A 17031-nucleotide genomic window follows, 5' to 3' on the forward strand; every position below is an offset into this window, starting at 1 on the left:
CCCATGTCACGCTATTTCATCGATCGACCCATCTTCGCATGGGTCATCGCCATCATCCTGATGCTGGCCGGTATCCTCGCGATCCGGTCGCTGCCGATCGCCCAGTTCCCTGAGATCGCCGCCCCCAAGGTGACGGTCGCGACGTCCTATCCGGGCGCCGACGCACAGACGCTCGAGAACACGACGACGCAGATCATCGAGCAGCAGATGAAGGGCATCGACAACCTTCGCTACTTCGCCTCGACCTCAGACGGCTCGGGCAACCTCGCGATCACGCTCACCTTCGAGCAGGGCACCGACCCCGACATCGCGCAGGTCCAGGTGCAGAACAAGCTGCAACAGGCGACGCCGCTCCTGCCGCAGGAAGTGCAGCAGGCCGGTCTGCGCGTGACCAAGGCGACCGCCAACTTCCTGCTCATCATCGCCGCCTATTCCGAGAATGGCGACCACGACCAGGTCGATCTCGGCGACATGATCGCCTCGAAGCTCCAGGATCCGCTTAGCCGCATCAAGGGCGTCGGCGACACGCAGGTGTTCGGCGCGCAATATTCGATGCGGATCTGGGTCGACCCGTTCAAGATGTCGAACCTCGGCGTCACCGTCACCGACATCACGTCTGCGCTGACCGCTCAGAACGCTCAGGTTTCGGCGGGGCAAGTCGGCAGTCTGCCTGCCGTGAAGGGCCAGTCGCTCAACGCCACCGTGACCGCACAGTCGCGCCTCCAGACACCGGAACAGTTCCGCGCGATCATCGTCCGCTCGGCGACCAGCGGCGCGACCGTACGCCTGTCGGACGTCGCTCGCGTCGAGATGGGCTCGGAGAACTACAGCTTCCAGGCGCGCTATAACGGCAAGCAGGCGGCAGGCTTCGGCGTGAAGCTGGCACCGGGTGCGAACGCGCTCGACACCGTCAAGCTGGTCAAGGCCGAGGTCAACCGGATCGCCAAGCAGTTCCCGCCCGACGTCAAGGTCGCGTTCCCGATCGACAATTCGACGTTCGTACGGCTGTCGGTCGAGCAGGTCATCCACACGCTGATCGAGGCGATCGTCCTCGTCTTCCTCGTGATGTTCCTGTTCCTCCAGAATTTCCGCGCCACGCTGATCCCGACGATCGCTGTCCCGGTCGTGTTGCTCGGCTCGCTTGCCGTGCTTCAGGTCGCGGGGTTCACGATCAACACGCTGACACTGTTCGGCATGGTGCTGGCGATCGGGTTGCTCGTGGATGACGCGATCGTCGTCGTCGAGAACGTCGAGCGTCTGATCCAGGAAGAAGGGCTCTCCCCGAAGGAAGCCGCCAAGAAGTCGATGGACGAGATCAGCGGCGCGCTGGTCGGCATTGGTCTTGTTCTGTCGGCGGTGTTCCTGCCGATGGCGTTCTTCAGCGGCTCGACCGGCGTGATCTTCCGCCAGTTCTCGATCACCATCGTGTCGTCGATGGCGCTCTCGGTGCTGGTCGCGTTGATCCTTACTCCCGCACTCTGCGCGACGATCCTCAAGCCTGCGAAGGAAGGTCATAGCGAGAAGAAGGGCTTCTTCGGCTGGTTCAACCGCACCTTCGACAAGGGCGTCGGCAAGTACGGCAACGGCCTGCGCCGCGTTGAGAAGGGCTGGGTCCGCACGATGCTGGTCTATGCCGTGATCGTCGTCGCCATGGCCTTCATCTTCCTGCGCCTGCCGTCGGGCTTCCTCCCCGAGGAAGATCAGGGCGTGATGTTCGCGCAGGTATCGATGCCGTCGGGTACGCCGATGGAGGAGACCGCACGGACGATGGACAAGGTCCGCGATCACTTCATGATCGACGAGAAGGCCAACACCGCAGGCATCTTCACGATCAGCGGCTTCGGCTTCGTCGGCCAGGGCCAGAATGTCGGCATCGCCTTCATCCAGCTGAAGCCATGGGAAGATCGCAGCGGTGCGGAGAACGGCGTCGCCGCGGTCGCGGCCCGTGCCAACCAGGCGCTCGCCGGGATCCGCGCCGGTATGGTGATCGGCTTCGTGCCGCCCGCCGTGCAGGAACTCGGCAACGCCAACGGCTTCGACTTCATGCTGAAGGACAATGCCGGCGTCGGGCACGAGAAACTGCTCGAAGCGCGCAACATGCTGCTCGGCATGGCCAGCCAGGACAAGCGCCTGATGCAGGTCCGTCCGAACGGTCTTGAGGATGCGCCACAGCTGAAACTGAACGTCGACCAGGCGCAGGCAGGGGCACTCGGCCTCAGCCAGCAAGACATCAACACCACCGTCAGCACCGCATTCGGTGGCGCCTATATCAACGACTTCATCGACCGCGGTCGCGTGAAGAAGGTGTTCGTGCAGGCCGACGCACCGTTCCGCACGTCGCCCGCTGATCTCGGCAACTTCTACGTCCGCGGCACGACCAGTAACGCGATGGCACCGTTCTCGTCCTTCTCGACGACGAGCTGGAACTACGGTCCGTCACGCCTCGAACGCTACAATGGCGTCGCATCGTTCGAGATCATGGGCTCGCCGGCGCCTGGCGTCAGCAGCGGTGCGGCGATCGCGGCGATGGAAGAGATGGCGGCCAAGCTACCGCCCGGCATCGGCTATGAATGGACCGGTCTCAGCTATGAGGAAAACCTGTCCTCGGGTCAGTCGACCACGGTCTATGCGCTGTCGCTGCTGATCGTGTTCCTCTGCCTCGCGGCACTGTACGAGAGCTGGTCGATCCCGATCGCCGTCCTGCTGGTGGTGCCGCTCGGCGTCCTCGGCGCGGTCGGCGCGGCGATGATCTTCGGGCTCAACAACGACATCTACCTCCAGGTCGGGCTGATCACGACGATCGGCGTGGCGGCGAAGAACGCGATCCTGATCGTCGAGTTCGCCGAGGAGAAGATGGGCGACGGGATGAACGCGGCCGATGCCGCGGTCGAGGCGGCCAAGCTTCGCCTTCGCCCGATCCTGATGACGTCGTTCGCGTTCATCTTCGGCGTGTTGCCGCTCGCTTTGTCGAGCGGTGCCGGCGCCGGCGGCCAGAACGCGATCGGCTGGGCGGTGGTCGGCGGCATGCTGTCCGCGACCGTCCTCGCGATCTTCTTCGTGCCGCTGTTCTTCCTGCTCGTGAAGCGCGTCTTCAAGCAGGACAAGGCCGGCTCGGGGCAGGACCGCGACCAGGTGCCCGACCGCGACGGCAACCGTGACGACAACCGTGACGGCGGCACCACGCCCCCCCACGACCAGCGGCCGCAGGAGGCCTGATCCAGATGTTCTCGACCAAAATCTCCAGCCGCACCGCGCTGACGTTCGCCGCCGGGCTCACGCTCGCCGGCTGTAATCTCGCCCCGAAATACGTCCGGCCCGAACTGTCCGTGCCGGCGGCGACGCCTTCAGGGCCCGCCTATGCCGCCACCGACGCGGCGGGCGCGATCATGCCGGCGGACACGTCGTGGGAGGTGTTCTTCACCGACGACCGCCTGCGCCGCGTGATCCGCACCGCGCTGGAAAACAACCGCGACCTCCGCGTCGCGGTCGCCAACGTTGCGCAGGCTCGCGCGCAATACAGCGTCCAGCGCTCGAACCTCTTCCCGACGATCGCGGCAAGCGGTAGCGCGACCTACCAGAAGTCGCCGTTCGGCGCGGTTGGCGGCGGGCTTGCGGGCGGTACGGGTACCGGCGGCACCGGGACGGGTGGCACCGGAACGGGTGGCACCGGAACGGGCGGTACTGGTACGGGCGGTACCGGCACGGGCGGTACCGGCGGCGGGACTGGCGGGACCGGGTCCAGCGTCGTCTCGAGCGGTCGTGCCGACATCTATTCGGCGAACGTCGGCATATCGGCGTGGCAGATCGACCTGTTCGGCCGCGTCCGCAACCTCACTCAGGCGCAGCAGGAACAGTATTTCGCGGCGGAGGAAAACCGTAACGCCGCCCAGGTGTCGCTGATCGCCGAGATTGCAACGCAGTGGCTGACGATGGCCGCCGACCAGGATCGCCTAAAGATCGCGCGCGATACGGAACGTGCGTTCGGCCAGACCGTCAAGTTGACGCAGGACCGCTTCCGGATCGGCATCGCATCCGAACTCGAAGTGCGCCAGGCGAGCACCAGCTACGATCAGGCCCGCTCGGACATCGCCGACGCGACCACGCTGATCGCGCAGGACCAGAACGCGTTGAACCTACTCGCGGGCACGACGCTGACCGCGGACATGCTGCCGGCCCGGCTCGATACGACCAGCCCGACGCTGGAGAACCTGCCCGCCAACCTGCCGTCGCAGGTGCTGCTACGTCGTCCGGACATCGCATCGGCCGAGCATCAGCTGATCGCCGCCAATGCCAATATCGGCGCAGCGCGCGCGGCGTTCTTCCCGAACATCTCGCTGACCGCCGCCTTCGGTACCATCAGCCTCGGGCTGTCGAACCTGTTCGGCAACGGATCGCAGAACTGGTCGGTCGCGCCATCGGTCAGCCAGACGCTGTTCGACTTCGGCCGCAACAAGGGCAATCTGCGCTACGCGCAGGCGACGCGCGATGCCGCGGTGGCCACGTACGAAAAGAGCATCCAGACCGGCTTCCGCGAAGTCGCCGATGCGCTTGCCCGCCGCGGCACGATCGGCGCGCAGTTGCAGGCGCAGACCTCGCTCCGCGACAATGCGGCAGGTGCGTTCAAGCTGTCGGAACTGCGGTTCCGTGCGGGGATCGACACGTTCCTCAACACGCTCGACTCGCAGCGCTCGCTCTATACCGCGCAGCAAAGCCTGCTTGCCGCGCGCCTGACCCGCGACAGCAACTCGGTCGAACTCTACCGCGCCCTTGGCGGCGGGGTAACGACGACCCAGTCCCCGGACCCGCGCCCGCAAAACTAACCCAGCGATCCTCCCCCGCCAGGGGGAGGTGGCTGGCACTTGCCAGACGGAGGGGGAGGAAAGGGCAGCGGCCGTTCCGCATCCGCCCCCTCCGTCACCTTCGGTGCCACCTCCCCCTAGAGGGGGAGGATCGCAAGTGCCGAACGGCAGTTGGCCCTAGACCCTGTCGCTAAGCACCGATCGGGCCCATAGCGCGGCGCCGACCGTTGCGCCCCGGTGCAACTCTTCGAATCCCTCGACATCATCCTGCTCGCCGCGCTGGTCCTGCTGGTCCTCGCGCGCAAGCTGAACGTCCCGTATCCGACGTTGCTCGCCGTGGCGGGACTCGGCTTTGCGATGCTGCCGTTCGCGCCGAAGATCGCGGTCGAACCGCATCTGGCGCTCGCGCTGTTCATCGCCCCGGCGCTGCTTCACGCCTCCTACAACACCAGTCCGCGCGCGTTGCGGCGGTTCTGGTTCCCACTTCTGTCGCTGGCGGTGTTCGCGGTGCTCGTCACCACGGCGACGGTCGCGCTGGTCGGCGTGACGCTCGGCGGGCTGCCGCTCGCGGCTGCGTTCGCACTGGGGGCGATCGTCGCGCCGCCCGATGCGGCCGCGTCCGAAGCGGTACTGGGCGAAGTCGGCATTCCCCGTCGCGGCCTGCTGCTGCTGCAGGGAGAAAGCCTGCTCAACGACGCCACCGCGCTGCTGTTGTTCGGGCTCGCCAGTGCGTTCGCGACGCATTCGGATACGCCCGTCACGCCGCTTGCTCTGGCCGCTGCGGTGCCAGGCGGGATCGTCTTCGGTGCGTTGGCGGCGTGGGCGTATCTTCGCGTCACGCCGCTGTTCGCACGAACACTGGGGGCAAGCCTCGCCGATTTCGCCGTGACGTTCGGGATCTGGCTGATGGCCGAGCGTCTCCACATTTCGCCGGTACTTGGCGTCGTCACCTTTGGCATGATCGTGTCGCAGCGCCGCCCGATCAAACAGCCCGCGCGCGACCGGTTGCAGAGCGCCGCGGTCTGGTCGGCCGCGGTCCTCGTCCTCAACATCATCGCCTTCGCCCTGATGGGGCTGCAATCGCGCGACATCCTGATCCGGCTGCCGAGCGCGGAGCGCTGGCCCGCGATCGGCTTTGCGGCCGCGGTCCTGGCCACCGTGCTGGCGACGCGGATCGCCTGGGTGTTTCTCGTCCGCTTTGTCGAAGGCGGTATCGCCAATCGCTATGCGCCGTCCTGGTTGCCCAAGCCGCCGCCGTGGAACGCGTCGGTGATCCTGTCCTGGTCAGGGATGCGTGGCCTGCTGACGCTGGCCACCGCGTTCGCGCTGCCACGGTCGGTGCCGGGCCGTGACCTGATCGTGCTGGCGGCGTTCGGCGTGGTGATCGGCACGCTCGTGCTGCAGGGACTGACGCTGGGTCCGCTGATCCGCCGCCTTGATCTCGGCGAGGACACCGGGCTTGCCGACGAGATCGCACCCGCACGCAAGCGACTGATCGATGCCGGGCTCGCAGTGCTGCCGGCGCGTGCGGGCGAGGCGGCGGACGCGTTGCGCTTTCGTTATGGCGCGGCGAGCAAGGTCACCGCCGAAGCCGACGATCCGCAGGCGACCTCCGAATTCGACGAACTCCACCTCGAGATGATCGCCTGCCAGCGGGTCGTGCTGCACCAGATGCGCGACAAGGGCGAGGTGGCCGAAGACGTGTATCGCCGCCTGCAGGAGGAACTCGACTGGGCGGAGGTCGACGCGCGCGCCTTCGGGGACAACATCCTCACTGCCACCTGAAACGCTGCCCTGAAATGACACCCGGAAATGCCACCCTGGAAATGGGTGTCGGGAACATCGGCGCCCGCTACGCTGTTTGAAGGAACCACCGAAGAAAGGGTCGATGCATGTCCGAGGCGAATTCGTGAGCAAGTCCGTGAAGCCCGCACCGCCGACGACGCTCGTGATTTTCGGCGCCTTTGGTGATCTGACCCGCCGTCTGTTGATGCCGGCGCTGATCAATATGACCCGCCTGGGGCTGGTCGGTAACGATTTCCATGTGCTCGGCGTCGGTATCGACGAGGGTAACGACCAGTCGCTCCGCGACGCACTCGGCAGCTTCGATGCGAAGGGCGGCGAGGGCGATAGCGAGAAGGGCGACGCCTGGGCGCGGCTCAAGGACCGCGTCGGCTATCTCCAGGGCGATTTCACCAAGGACGACGTCTACGAGCAGCTCAAGGCGCGGGTGAACGGTAACGTTGCCTTCTATTTCGCGGTGCCGGCCAAGTTCTTCGGGACGATCGTCGACAAGCTCGCCGACCACGGCCTGATGACCGAGACGCCGCACGGCTTCCGCCGGATCGCGATCGAGAAGCCGTTCGGCCACGACCTCGCCTCCGCCCGCGATCTCAACGCACGCATCCTCGCGCGCGTGTCCGAGGCGCAGGTCTACCGGATCGACCATTTCCTCGGCAAGGAGACCGTGCAGAACATTATGACTGCGCGGTTTGCCAACATGATGATCGAGCGCGTCTGGAATTCGGACTGCATCGCGCACGTCCAGATCACCGCCGCCGAGACGGTCGACGTCGGCACCCGCGGCAAGTTCTACGATGGCACCGGTGCACTCCGCGACATGGTGCCGAACCACCTGTTCCAGTTGCTGTCGATGGTCGCGATGGAGCCACCCGCGAGCTTCGATGCCGAGGCGATCCGCAACGAGAAGGGCAAGGTGCTCAAAGCCGTCCGCGTCTATTCGCCCGGCAAGGCGAAGCGCAACGGCGTCCGCGGGCAATATACCGCGGGCAAGGTGAAGGGGGTCGACGTCCCCGCCTACACCGCCTCGCCCGACGTGGCGCCCGACAGCAGGACGGAGACTTATGTCGCGCTGAAGCTGATGGTCGATACGTGGCGCTGGGCGGGCGTGCCGTTCTACCTACGCACCGGCAAGGCGATGACGTGCCGGGACACCGAGATCGCGATCACCTTCAAGCCGGTGCCGTTCGCCTCGTTCCCCGGCGCGGCGGCGGACATGCTGCCGCCCAACCGCCTGATCATCCAGATCCAGCCCGACGAGGGGCTGAGCATGGACATCAACATCAAACGCCCCGGGCTCGAAGTGGCAACCGCGCCGATCGCGCTCGATTTTCGGTACGCCGACGAATTCGATATCGGTCACCTGACCGGGTACGAGTCGCTGATCTACGACCTGTTCGTCGGCGACCAGACGCTGTTCCAGCGGGCGGACGCGATCGAGGCGGGCTGGGCCGCGGTACAACCGTTCCTCGACCTCTGGGCGCATGATGCGAGTAAGCCGGAACCCTACGAGGCGGGCACGCTCGGTCCCGCCGCGGCGGATGCCCTCCTCGCGCACGACGACCACAGCTGGCACGAACTTGCCCCGGCAGGGCAAACCGTCCCCTGAGCCCACCCCGGCGAAGGCCGGGGCCCAATTGGGGAACGTCGCTAACGAAGGGCCGCGCTCCGTTATGCCGGCCTTGCCAATTGGGCCCCGGCCATCGCCGGGGTGGTATGTTTATCTACATGCGGTTCGCGCTCAAACCCGCTCGGTCAGCTCGATCTCGCCCTCGACTTCCATCTCGTCCTCGTCGCCCATCTCGTCCATGTCGGGCATCGTGAAGTCCGCCTTCCAGTCATAGACCTTCTCGACCCCGCCCTGCATCCAGACGCGCACCGCGCCCGACGTGATCTCGCCGCCCATCGCGCCGACGAAATCCGCCACCAGCGAATCCGCCGCATCCTCGTGATCGGTCGCGCCCGGAATCGTCGCGGCGGTCATTTCCTCATCGAGTTCAATGATCTGCGCCCAATATTGCTTCGCCATGTGTCGCTCCTGCGTAGATAAAAGCCGTCAGCCGGCGGTGATGATGGGGTGATCCTCGCGCAGCCGGTCCGCCAGCCGCTCGACCGCGTCGACCTCGCTCGCGCTGCCCGACGGGGTCACCGCCCAGTTGCAATGCGCGTGCGTCGCGAGGCTGTAGACCTTCACGTCGCCGACGATCAGCCGCCACCGCCGCCGGTCGCCGCTATTGTACCGGACGAGGTTGGTCACGAACAGGCTCTGGAGATCCGATGCGGTCATCCGCGCCCCATAGCGACAATCGCCCGCCCGCCGCCACCGCAAACGGCCGCCGATGGATCCCTTCCAAAATACAGCGCGTTTGGGATCGGAACAGATCATCTAGATTACGGGAATTGCACATGGCCAAGACGGCATTGGTAGTGGGAACGAGCGGGATCGTCGGCAGCGCGACCGCCGCGGCGTTGGTGAAGTCGGGCTGGACCGTCCACGGTCTCGCGCGGCGCCCGACCGAACAGGACGGCGTCCAGCCCATCGCGGCGGACCTCCAGGATCCCGCCAGCCTCGAAACTGCGCTCACCGGCCTCAAGCCAGACGCGGTGTTCATCGCCACCTGGTCGCGCCAGGATAGCGAGGCAGAGAACATCCGCGTCAACGGCGGCATGGTCCGCAACCTGCTCGGCGCGTTGTCGCCAGCGGGCAGCGTCGGCCACGTCGCGTTGGTGACGGGCCTCAAGCATTACCTCGGACCGTTCGAGGCCTACGGCAAAGGCGTCCTCCCGCAGACCCCGTTTCGCGAGGAGCAGGGCCGCCTCGACGTCGAGAACTTCTATTACGCGCAGGAAGACGCCGTGTTCGAGGCGGCGGAACGCGACGGCTTTGGCTGGAGCGTCCACCGCCCGCACACGATCATCGGCAAGGCAGTCGGCAACGCGATGAACATGGGCACCACGCTCGCCGTCTACGCCACGCTGTGCCGTGAGACCGGCCGCCCGTTCCGCTTTCCCGGCTCGGCCGCGCAGTGGAACGGCCTCACCGACATGACCAGCGCGACGATGCTCGCCGATCACCTCATCTGGGCCGCGACCACCCCCGAGGCGCGCAACCAGGCGTTCAACGTCGTCAACGGCGACGTCTTCCGCTGGAGCTGGATGTGGGGCCGCATCGCCGAATGGTTCGGGATCGAACCGGCGCCGTTCGACGGTACCATCCTGACGCTCGACGAGCAGATGAAGGATGACGCAGGCATCTGGCGCCAGATCGTCGCGCGCGAAGGTCTGGCGGAAGCCGACCTGTCGCGCCTCGCCTCGCCGTGGCACACCGACGCCGATCTCGGCCGCCCGATCGAGGTGGTGACGGACATGGGCAAGAGCCGGCGGCTCGGGTTCAAGGAATACCAGCCGACCGACGACGCGTTCTTCGATCTGTTCGCGGAACTGCGCGCCGATCGCTTGATCCCGTAAACTTGGGGCGAGGTGGGACCCGATCTTGAAATTCTCCCCCGCCAGGGGGAGGTGGCTGGCGCTTGCCAGACGGAGGGGGAGGTAAGGGAAACCGCTGTTCCGTGTCCTCCCCCTCCGTCACCTTCGGCGACACCTCCCCCTTGCGGGGGAGGATTGGCGGTCGAACGTCAGCTTTTGACCGCCACCGTAGCCACCACCGCCGGGTCATCCCGAAGCTTCAGATACAGCGCCCCGCCAACCGGCTTGGGCACGGTCAGCGAAGCCCCGGTAAACCCCTCCGGCACCCGAACCGTATCCGCAAACCCCGCATTCGCCGCCACCGAATCGATCAGGAACAGGTCGGTCCCCGCCAGCGTGCACACGTCGTTGCACGTAACCCCGGTCAGCGCCGGCACGCGTACCAGGCTCGTCAACGGCACCCAGTCGCCCGCAACGCCGTCCTGCACCAGCCGCCACCGCAGCGGCCCATGCGCGGAAACGCCGAGCGCCTTGCCCGGCTCAACCGACACCACCGCTATCCGCTCGTCCTGCACGGTCAGCCCGCGCCCCGACGCGACGCTGGTCGTCGCCCCGCCGGCGACCGCGCCGATCTCGACGCTGTCCCCCGCCGCGAACCGCGTCGTCCCTTCGGCACGCAGCGAGAAGGTGATCCGGGCATCCTGCGCGATCGCCGTATCCCCCGCCAGCACGACGGGAAGCCCAGGGGAGGGCTGCGCAACCACGCTCTTGGCGATCAGCGTCGCCTTGGGCCGCGCCGCCGCGACGGTGAACTTCACCGATCGCTTCCGCCCGTCGGTCAGCGTCACGAGCGCAGTCTTCGCCTGCCCCGGCGTAAACGTCGGCGTCGCATCCGCGGTCAATCCCAGCAGATCGCCCTTGTCCGCGCGCACCACTTCGCCCGGCTTGAAAGCGACCCCGTCGACCGTCATCGACGCGACTAGGTCCAGTCGGGTTCCCGCCAGCGTTCCCGCCGCATCGCCCGCATACAGCGTGAGGCCATCAATCCGCCCCGCCTCGGCCAGCGCTGTGAGCGCGATTCGCTCCGGCGCCTCGACCCCGTATTGCTTCACCAGCAGCGTCAATTTCCCCGGCGCGGTCTTCGCCAGCGGCAGCGTCAATCCGATCCGGTCGCCGGTCGTCGTCCACGCCAGCGGCACGTCGCCCGCCGCGCTCGTCAGCGTCACCGCCTCGACGCAACTCGGCGTCGGCCCCGCCAACGCCACCGGATTGTCGCGCCCGACCACCAAATTCTCAGGATCGGTATCGACCATCGTCCACCCGCCGGCGCGCGGCACCTGCAAGCGGAACCGTGGCCCGTCGAACGGCGTGAAGCCCCAGCGCCCGTGCAACGTCGCATCGGTCACGCTGCTCAAGCCTGCGGTCTGCATCCCGACCTGATCCAGCACATAGCCCCCACGCTCCGCATCCGCCTGCACCGGCAGTTCGACCACGCCCCCCTGCGGCGTCGTCACCCGCAAGCTCATGTCGTGCGCGAACTTGGTCGCATAGATCAGCGGCGCCCCCTCGACCGGCAGCACCAGATCGGGCTTTGCCGCACACACGAGCCGGTCCGCCTCCGCGCGCCGCATCGTCGGGGTCTGCGGCGCACCCGTCTCGATCACCGGCATCGCCACGACCATCACCGACTTCGGGCTGGCGAACGACGGCGCCGCGTTCAGCAGCAGCGCCAGCCGATCGTCATGCGCCCGCGCCAGTGCCGGAATATAGCGGAACTGCGTCGTCTGGAACGCGCCGAAGATCTTCGCCAGGTCGCGCACCACGCCGATATACGGGCTGTAATAGCCAAGCCCGCCCTCCGGAGTCGCGCTCAGTTGCAGCGCCAGATCGGTCGGCGCCCCCACCAGAGTATCCGCCAGCGTCGAACTCTGCCCATCCGCCAGCACCAGCGAATCGCGGCTCTGCGTCAGGCAGGAGGCTTGCAGATCCGCCGCGAGATCGAGGCACTCCGCCTTCAGTTTGATCGCCAGACTGCGCGACAGCAGCGGCGAGACCGCCTCGATCCGCTCCGGCCGGGTCCGTTCCAGCGCATGGATCCCGTCGAGAAACGCATCGAGCCGCGCCCGATCCAGCGACGCCTGGTCGAGATCCTGCACCGCACGCACGAACGCCCCCGGCTGCTTGCGCACCGCCGACACGACGGCATCGAACCCGCCGCTTTCGGGCACCAGGAACACCACCAGTTGCCGCGCGCCCTCCGGTACCGTCAACGCCAGCGCGTTCTTCTTCGCCTTCCACGTCTCGGCCTTGAAGAACCACGACTTCGGCGGCGGTTCGGTAGCGCCGCGCAGGAACGCCGCGACCAGCAGGTAGCGCGCGCCGTCGTCCTTCTTGCCGATGGCCAGATCCGCCGCGATCGACACGCGGTCGCCGGTCGCGAGTCTCGGCACCTGCGCGATCGGCAACGTCGTCGTGCCGTGCGTCACGCCGACGCGCAGGCTGGGCCCGGTCAGGTCGAACGGTGCCGGATCGGCGCGCGCAGCGAAGGGCACCAGCGCAGCAGCCAGCGCGCAGAACGGAAGAAATCGAAGCATCATCACGGGCGATCTCGTCGTCGGAAGCATCACAGATGGCCTGAACCGGTGTCGAGAATAGGGCAAGACGCGGCACTTGCTCGATCGCCCGCGGTACCGCACACAGCGCGCAACACGGGGAAGGGACTTACATGATCGCGCGCATTCTCATCGCGACGCTACTCGCGACGACCGCCGCCAATGCCGATGCGAAGACCGTCGTTGTCACCGCAGCGCACATGATCGACGTCCTTGCCGGCAAGCGCGTCGACAATCCGCAGGTGACGATCGTCGATGGCCGCATCACCGCAGTCGGGCGCAAAGGCGATGCCGTGCCCACCGGTGCCGAACGCGTCGATCTGGGCGAACGCACGCTGCTCCCCGGCCTGATCGACATGCACGTCCATCTGACCAGCGACCCGACGCTCAGCGGTTACCGCCAACTCGAATTTACGGACAATTTCTGGACCGTCGTCGGCGTCGCCAATGCACGTAAGACGCTCGACGCAGGCTTCACCACCGTGCGCAACGTCGGCTCGGCCAATTACGACGACGTAGCGCTGAAGCAGGGTATCGAGCGCGGCTACGTCCCTGGTCCGCGCATCGTCCCCGCCACCTACGCGCTCGGCGCCACCGGCGGCCACTGCGACGCGACCGAGTTCCCGCCCTCGATCCAGGTGCCTCATCCGCAGATCGCCAACACCCCCGACGAATTTCGCGGCGCCGTGAGGACGATCCGCAAATACGGTGCCGAGGTGGTCAAGGTCTGCATGACCGGGGGCGTCCTCTCGAAGACCGACGCCGTCGGCGCGCAACAGATCAGCCTCGCCGAGATCAAGGCGATCGTCGAGGAAGCGCATATGCTTGGGCTGAAGGTCGCGGTCCACGCGCACGGCGCGGAAGGGATCAACGACGCATTGCGCGCGGGCGTCGACACGATCGAACACGCCAGCCTCGCCGACGCCGAATCGTTCAAGCTGGCCAAGGCGAGCGGCGCATGGTTCGACATGGATATCTACGACGACGACTATATCCTCGCCGAAGGTGCCAAGAACGGCGTCTTCCCGGAGAGCCTCGAAAAGGAACGTCAGGTCGGCCTCAAGCAGCGCCAGACCTTCCGCGCGGCGCATGCCGCCGGGGTGAAGATGCTGTTCGGCACCGACGGCGGCGTCTACCCCAACGGCAACAACGCGCTGCAATTCGCCAAGATGGTCGAATGGGGCATGACCCCGATCGAGGCGATCCAGGCGGCTACCTCCAGCGCGGCGCAGGCGCTCGGCAGGACAGCGGACGTCGGCGCGATCCAGCCCGGCCGCTTCGGCGACCTGGTCGCAGTCGATGGCGATCCGCTCGCCGATGTCCGCGAGCTAGAGCATCCCAGCTTCGTCATGAAGGGCGGGGCAGTGGTCATCGCACCAAAGTAGACTCGCCTTCCGAATCCTCCCCCTGGCGGGGGAGGATTAATATTTGACGTCGTTACGCCAGCCGCGTTTCACCGCTACCAAGGCGCAACTCGTCGCAACGCGGGTTGCCGTCGGGCCGTGTTCAGCCTCCCCCGCCCACAACGCCGCGACGACCGCGCGCAGGGGATTTTCGACAATGACGACCGATCGCGGGGCGCTGGCCGCCCTGCTCGCCACCATGACGATGCTCGCATCGGCCAGTCCGGCAACGGCACAGACCGAGCAGACCGCGCCGGTCCGTGGCCTGGAGGGCTTGGCGAACCCAGCGCCGCAGACCAGCACCGCGGTCCCGATCCCTGACGCGCCGACGATTGTCCTGCCGAGCGAGACGCCCGCGTCCCGCCGCGCATCGCGTTCCCGCGCTGCGGAACCAGCTGCTGCGGAAAAAGCCGTCGTTACACGGCCCGCCGCGCGCAACGAATCCGAACCGTCGCAAGCCCGTACCTCGACCGAGCCGACACGTTCATCGGGCTCCACCGAACCCGCGCCGATAGCGACTCCTACGCCCCAGCCGGCATCGGCCCCGCCGCCGTCGGAAGCTCAATCGACGGAGTCCGGCCCGCAAGTCGCTGCCCCGCAACCCACAGTCCCGCAACCTACGCCCACGCCCGACGCAACGACACAATCGACGGTCACTGCACCAGAGACGGGCAGGGCGATGCCGCTCTGGCTTTCGCTCGCAGTCGTCATCGTAGTCATCGGCGCGCTCTGGCTGCTCCGCCGCAAACCCCGCGGCCGTAGGCAGGACCGCGTAGAGGTCGAAACCGTCGTCCAGCCGACACCGGAGCCGTTCGCGCCTGAGCCCGCCGCTGCGCCGGAACCCGCCGTCGGCCCCGCCTCATCGATCGAGCCTATAGCGGTCCCGGTCGCGCCTGCTACGTCCGTCGCAATTCCCGTGGCCGCGGCGGCCGCGCCGAAATTCCTCGAACCGCGGGCAAAAACGCCACCGCCGCCGCCTGCCGTTCCGCGGGCTCGCGTAACCTGCGACCTCCGTCCCTTGCGCGCCGGTCTCAACCTGCTGAGCGCGACGGTCGAGTGCGAACTCGTCGTCACCAACACCGGCACCGTGGCCGCCGAAGCGATCCGCACCGGCATCGCGCTGCTGACCGCGCATGCTCGTCAGGACACCGACCTCGCCCAGTTCAATGCCGCTCCGATCGGCCGCCCGGCCACGCCACCGTTCGCGCTGGCGCCTGGCGAGACCCGCACGATCCGCACCGTCGTTGCGATCGCGCGCGAGGCGATCCAGACCATGACCGCTGCCAACCGCCCGATGTTCGTCCCCGTCGTCGCCACCAATATCCTCTACACCACTGCCGGTGACGACGCGCAGACCGCCCGCGCGTGGGTCGTCGGCATCGAACGCGTCGACTCCGCCAAGCTCGCACCGTTCTGGCTGGATGCCCCCGCAAAGATGTTCACGACGGTCGCCGCCCGGCCGCATGCCGCGACGTTCGAGCGGTGAATTAAAGGGGGGCGGGAAGCGAGACGTCGCTAGCTCTCCCCCGTTCGTGCTGAGTAGAGACCGAGTAGCTTCGTAGAAGCGTATCGAGGGCTCGTATCGAAGCACAGGTTCCGCGCGCTACGCCCGCGTACGCAAGACGACCCACCATCACCAGACACGAAAAAGGGCGACCCCATCGCTGGGGCCGCCCTTTTTCTTAGCTGCGGCCAGCAGGGGCAAAGCCCCTGCTTCATCGGTCGGCATGAATGCCGCCGGCCGGCCTTGCGGGAGTGCGGGCCAGTATGGCCCGTCTCTCCCGCTGCGGCTTACTTGACCTCGACGGTCGCGCCAGCTGCTTCGAGCTGAGCCTTGATCTTGGCTGCCTCGTCCTTCGACACGCCTTCCTTGACGGCCTTGGGAGCCGACTCGACCAGCGTCTTGGCTTCGGTCAGGCCGAGCGCGGTGATCGCACGGACTTCCTTGATGACGTTGATCTTCTTGCCACCGTCGCCGGTCAGGATGACGTCGAATTCGGTCTGCTCTTCTGCTGCAGGAGCAGCGGCGCCGCCGCCTGCTGCCGGTGCTGCGACCGCTGCTGCGGCCGAAACGCCCCACTTCTCTTCGAGCAGCTTCGAAAGCTCAGCTGCTTCGAGAACGGTCAGTTCGCTCAGGCTCTCAACGAGCGCGTTCAGGTCTGCCATGATAAATCTCCATCTCGGGGCTCGTGCCCCATCAGTTCAAAAAGGTAACGAAAGGCCTGCAAGATCAGGCGGCTTCCTTCTCCGCGTAGGCGGAAAGCACGCGCGCGAGCTGCGCTGCCGGAGCCTGCGTGATCGTTGCCAGCTTCGTGGCGGGTGCCACGATGAGGCCAACGATCTTGGCACGCAGTTCGTCCAGCGAGGGCAGCGTTGCGAGCGCCTTCACACCGTCGACGTCGAGGGTCGTCGCGCCCATCGCCCCACCCACGATTTCGAACTTGTCGTTCGTCTTCGCGAATTCCACGACCACCTTGGCGGCCGCGACGGGATCGATGGAGCTGGCCAGACCGACCGGACCCGTGAGCATGTCGCCCAGCGAGCTGTAGTCGGTGCCGTCCATTGCGATCTTGGCAAGCTTGTTCTTCGAGACCTTGTAGGTCGCGCCGGCGTCGCGCATCTTGTTCCGCAGCACAGTGGACTGTGCGACGGTCAGGCCGAGGTTGCGCGTGACAACGACGACGCCGACCTCGGAAAAGGTGCGGTTCAGCTCGGCTACGGCCGCGGTCTTTTGATCACGATCCATGCCATTCTCCACGTTTTACGAGTTCACCGCTTGCGCAGGGAACCCGGTTACTAACCGGAGGCGCAGACAAGCCCGCGCTTCCGGGGTGTCTCGTCGATGGGGCATGGGAGAGGGCAGGCACACGAGACGCTCCGCAAAATCTCATTCCCCGTCTAGGTGGGAGATTAAGCACCGGCAAACCCTGTGCACCCACTGTCTCGGACGGAGTTCAACGAGCAAGCCCGCCGAACGAGCCCGCGCCTTAG

General features: G+C 66.7%; 13 protein-coding genes. 7 read left to right on the top strand and 6 right to left on the bottom strand.

What is annotated here, in order from left to right; all coding sequences use genetic code 11:
• Positions 1-3 precede the first annotated feature (3 nt).
• The 4 genes from C8J40_RS15420 to zwf all read left to right on the top strand — a co-directional run bounded on the left by C8J40_RS15420 (position 4) and on the right by zwf (position 8208).
• The gene (locus C8J40_RS15420) at positions 4-3216 is read left to right on the top strand and encodes an efflux RND transporter permease subunit (protein ID WP_132897751.1); all 3213 of its coding nucleotides are present in this window, start codon (positions 4-6) and stop codon (positions 3214-3216) included.
• Positions 3217-3221: 5 nt separating this feature from the next.
• Positions 3222-4820, top strand: coding sequence for an efflux transporter outer membrane subunit (locus C8J40_RS15425; RefSeq protein WP_132897752.1), 1599 nt, complete (start codon positions 3222-3224; stop codon positions 4818-4820).
• A gap of 216 nt (positions 4821-5036) precedes the next feature.
• Positions 5037-6584 carry a sodium:proton antiporter gene (locus C8J40_RS15430; RefSeq protein ID WP_132897753.1) on the top strand — a complete coding sequence of 516 codons (1548 nt, stop codon included), beginning with the start codon at positions 5037-5039 and terminating at the stop codon, positions 6582-6584.
• Positions 6585-6708: 124 nt separating this feature from the next.
• Positions 6709-8208: a glucose-6-phosphate dehydrogenase gene (gene zwf / locus C8J40_RS15435; RefSeq protein WP_243693418.1), complete on the top strand. Its 1500-nt coding sequence runs from the start codon at positions 6709-6711 to the stop codon at positions 8206-8208.
• A 132-nt stretch (positions 8209-8340) separates the two neighbouring features.
• Here zwf and C8J40_RS15440 read toward each other — a convergent pair whose 3' ends face one another.
• Together C8J40_RS15440 and C8J40_RS15445 are read right to left on the bottom strand one after the other, a co-directional pair.
• Positions 8341-8628 (bottom strand): hypothetical protein, encoded by a 288-nt coding sequence (locus C8J40_RS15440; RefSeq protein WP_132897755.1) that lies wholly within the window; start codon positions 8626-8628, stop codon positions 8341-8343.
• A gap of 27 nt (positions 8629-8655) precedes the next feature.
• A complete protein-coding gene (locus tag C8J40_RS15445) occupies positions 8656-8886 on the bottom strand; it encodes a hypothetical protein (protein ID WP_056047557.1) in 231 nt (76 codons plus the stop codon).
• Between the two features lie 119 nt (positions 8887-9005).
• Between C8J40_RS15445 and C8J40_RS15450 the strand changes: the two genes are divergently transcribed.
• Complete coding sequence (locus C8J40_RS15450; RefSeq protein WP_132897756.1) at positions 9006-10067, top strand: SDR family oxidoreductase; 1062 nt, start codon at positions 9006-9008, stop codon at positions 10065-10067.
• Between the two features lie 167 nt (positions 10068-10234).
• Here C8J40_RS15450 and C8J40_RS15455 read toward each other — a convergent pair whose 3' ends face one another.
• Positions 10235-12622: a hypothetical protein gene (locus C8J40_RS15455; RefSeq protein ID WP_243693419.1), complete on the bottom strand. Its 2388-nt coding sequence runs from the start codon at positions 12620-12622 to the stop codon at positions 10235-10237.
• Between the two features lie 128 nt (positions 12623-12750).
• Between C8J40_RS15455 and C8J40_RS15460 the strand changes: the two genes are divergently transcribed.
• Positions 12751-14022 carry an amidohydrolase family protein gene (locus C8J40_RS15460; RefSeq protein ID WP_132897757.1) on the top strand — a complete coding sequence of 424 codons (1272 nt, stop codon included), beginning with the start codon at positions 12751-12753 and terminating at the stop codon, positions 14020-14022.
• A gap of 36 nt (positions 14023-14058) precedes the next feature.
• Here the strand turns inward: C8J40_RS15460 and C8J40_RS15465 are convergent, their stop codons facing one another.
• On the bottom strand, positions 14059-14538 hold the full coding sequence (locus C8J40_RS15465; protein ID WP_132897758.1) for a hypothetical protein: 480 nt from the start codon (positions 14536-14538) through the stop codon (positions 14059-14061).
• A 181-nt stretch (positions 14539-14719) separates the two neighbouring features.
• On the opposite strand from C8J40_RS15465, the gene C8J40_RS15470 reads away from it, so the two are divergent.
• Complete coding sequence (locus C8J40_RS15470) at positions 14720-15526, top strand: hypothetical protein (RefSeq protein WP_132897759.1); 807 nt, start codon at positions 14720-14722, stop codon at positions 15524-15526.
• Between the two features lie 305 nt (positions 15527-15831).
• Here C8J40_RS15470 and rplL read toward each other — a convergent pair whose 3' ends face one another.
• Together rplL and rplJ are read right to left on the bottom strand one after the other, a co-directional pair.
• Positions 15832-16206, bottom strand: coding sequence for a 50S ribosomal protein L7/L12 (gene rplL, locus C8J40_RS15475; RefSeq protein WP_056047577.1), 375 nt, complete (start codon positions 16204-16206; stop codon positions 15832-15834).
• Between the two features lie 64 nt (positions 16207-16270).
• Complete coding sequence (rplJ, locus tag C8J40_RS15480; RefSeq protein ID WP_055879768.1) at positions 16271-16786, bottom strand: 50S ribosomal protein L10; 516 nt, start codon at positions 16784-16786, stop codon at positions 16271-16273.
• Positions 16787-17031: the final 245 nt, after the last annotated feature.

The sequence above is a fragment of the Sphingomonas sp. PP-CC-3A-396 genome (assembly GCF_004343105.1).
GTDB lineage: Bacteria > Pseudomonadota > Alphaproteobacteria > Sphingomonadales > Sphingomonadaceae > Sphingomonas.

Excerpts from the sequence above, each read along its gene's own strand:
- C8J40_RS15420 (WP_132897751.1), top strand. The coding sequence starts at position 4 with ATGTCACGCTATTTCATCGATCGACCCATCTTCGCATGGGTCATCGCC.
- C8J40_RS15425 (WP_132897752.1), top strand. The coding sequence starts at position 3,222 with ATGTTCTCGACCAAAATCTCCAGCCGCACCGCGCTGACGTTCGCCGCC.
- C8J40_RS15440 (WP_132897755.1), bottom strand. The coding sequence starts at position 8,628 with ATGGCGAAGCAATATTGGGCGCAGATCATTGAACTCGATGAGGAAATG.
- C8J40_RS15445 (WP_056047557.1), bottom strand. The coding sequence starts at position 8,886 with ATGACCGCATCGGATCTCCAGAGCCTGTTCGTGACCAACCTCGTCCGG.
- C8J40_RS15450 (WP_132897756.1), top strand. The coding sequence starts at position 9,006 with ATGGCCAAGACGGCATTGGTAGTGGGAACGAGCGGGATCGTCGGCAGC.
- C8J40_RS15455 (WP_243693419.1), bottom strand. The coding sequence starts at position 12,622 with ATGATGCTTCGATTTCTTCCGTTCTGCGCGCTGGCTGCTGCGCTGGTG.
- C8J40_RS15460 (WP_132897757.1), top strand. The coding sequence starts at position 12,751 with ATGATCGCGCGCATTCTCATCGCGACGCTACTCGCGACGACCGCCGCC.
- C8J40_RS15470 (WP_132897759.1), top strand. The coding sequence starts at position 14,720 with ATGCCGCTCTGGCTTTCGCTCGCAGTCGTCATCGTAGTCATCGGCGCG.
- rplL (WP_056047577.1), bottom strand. The coding sequence starts at position 16,206 with ATGGCAGACCTGAACGCGCTCGTTGAGAGCCTGAGCGAACTGACCGTT.
- rplJ (WP_055879768.1), bottom strand. The coding sequence starts at position 16,786 with ATGGATCGTGATCAAAAGACCGCGGCCGTAGCCGAGCTGAACCGCACC.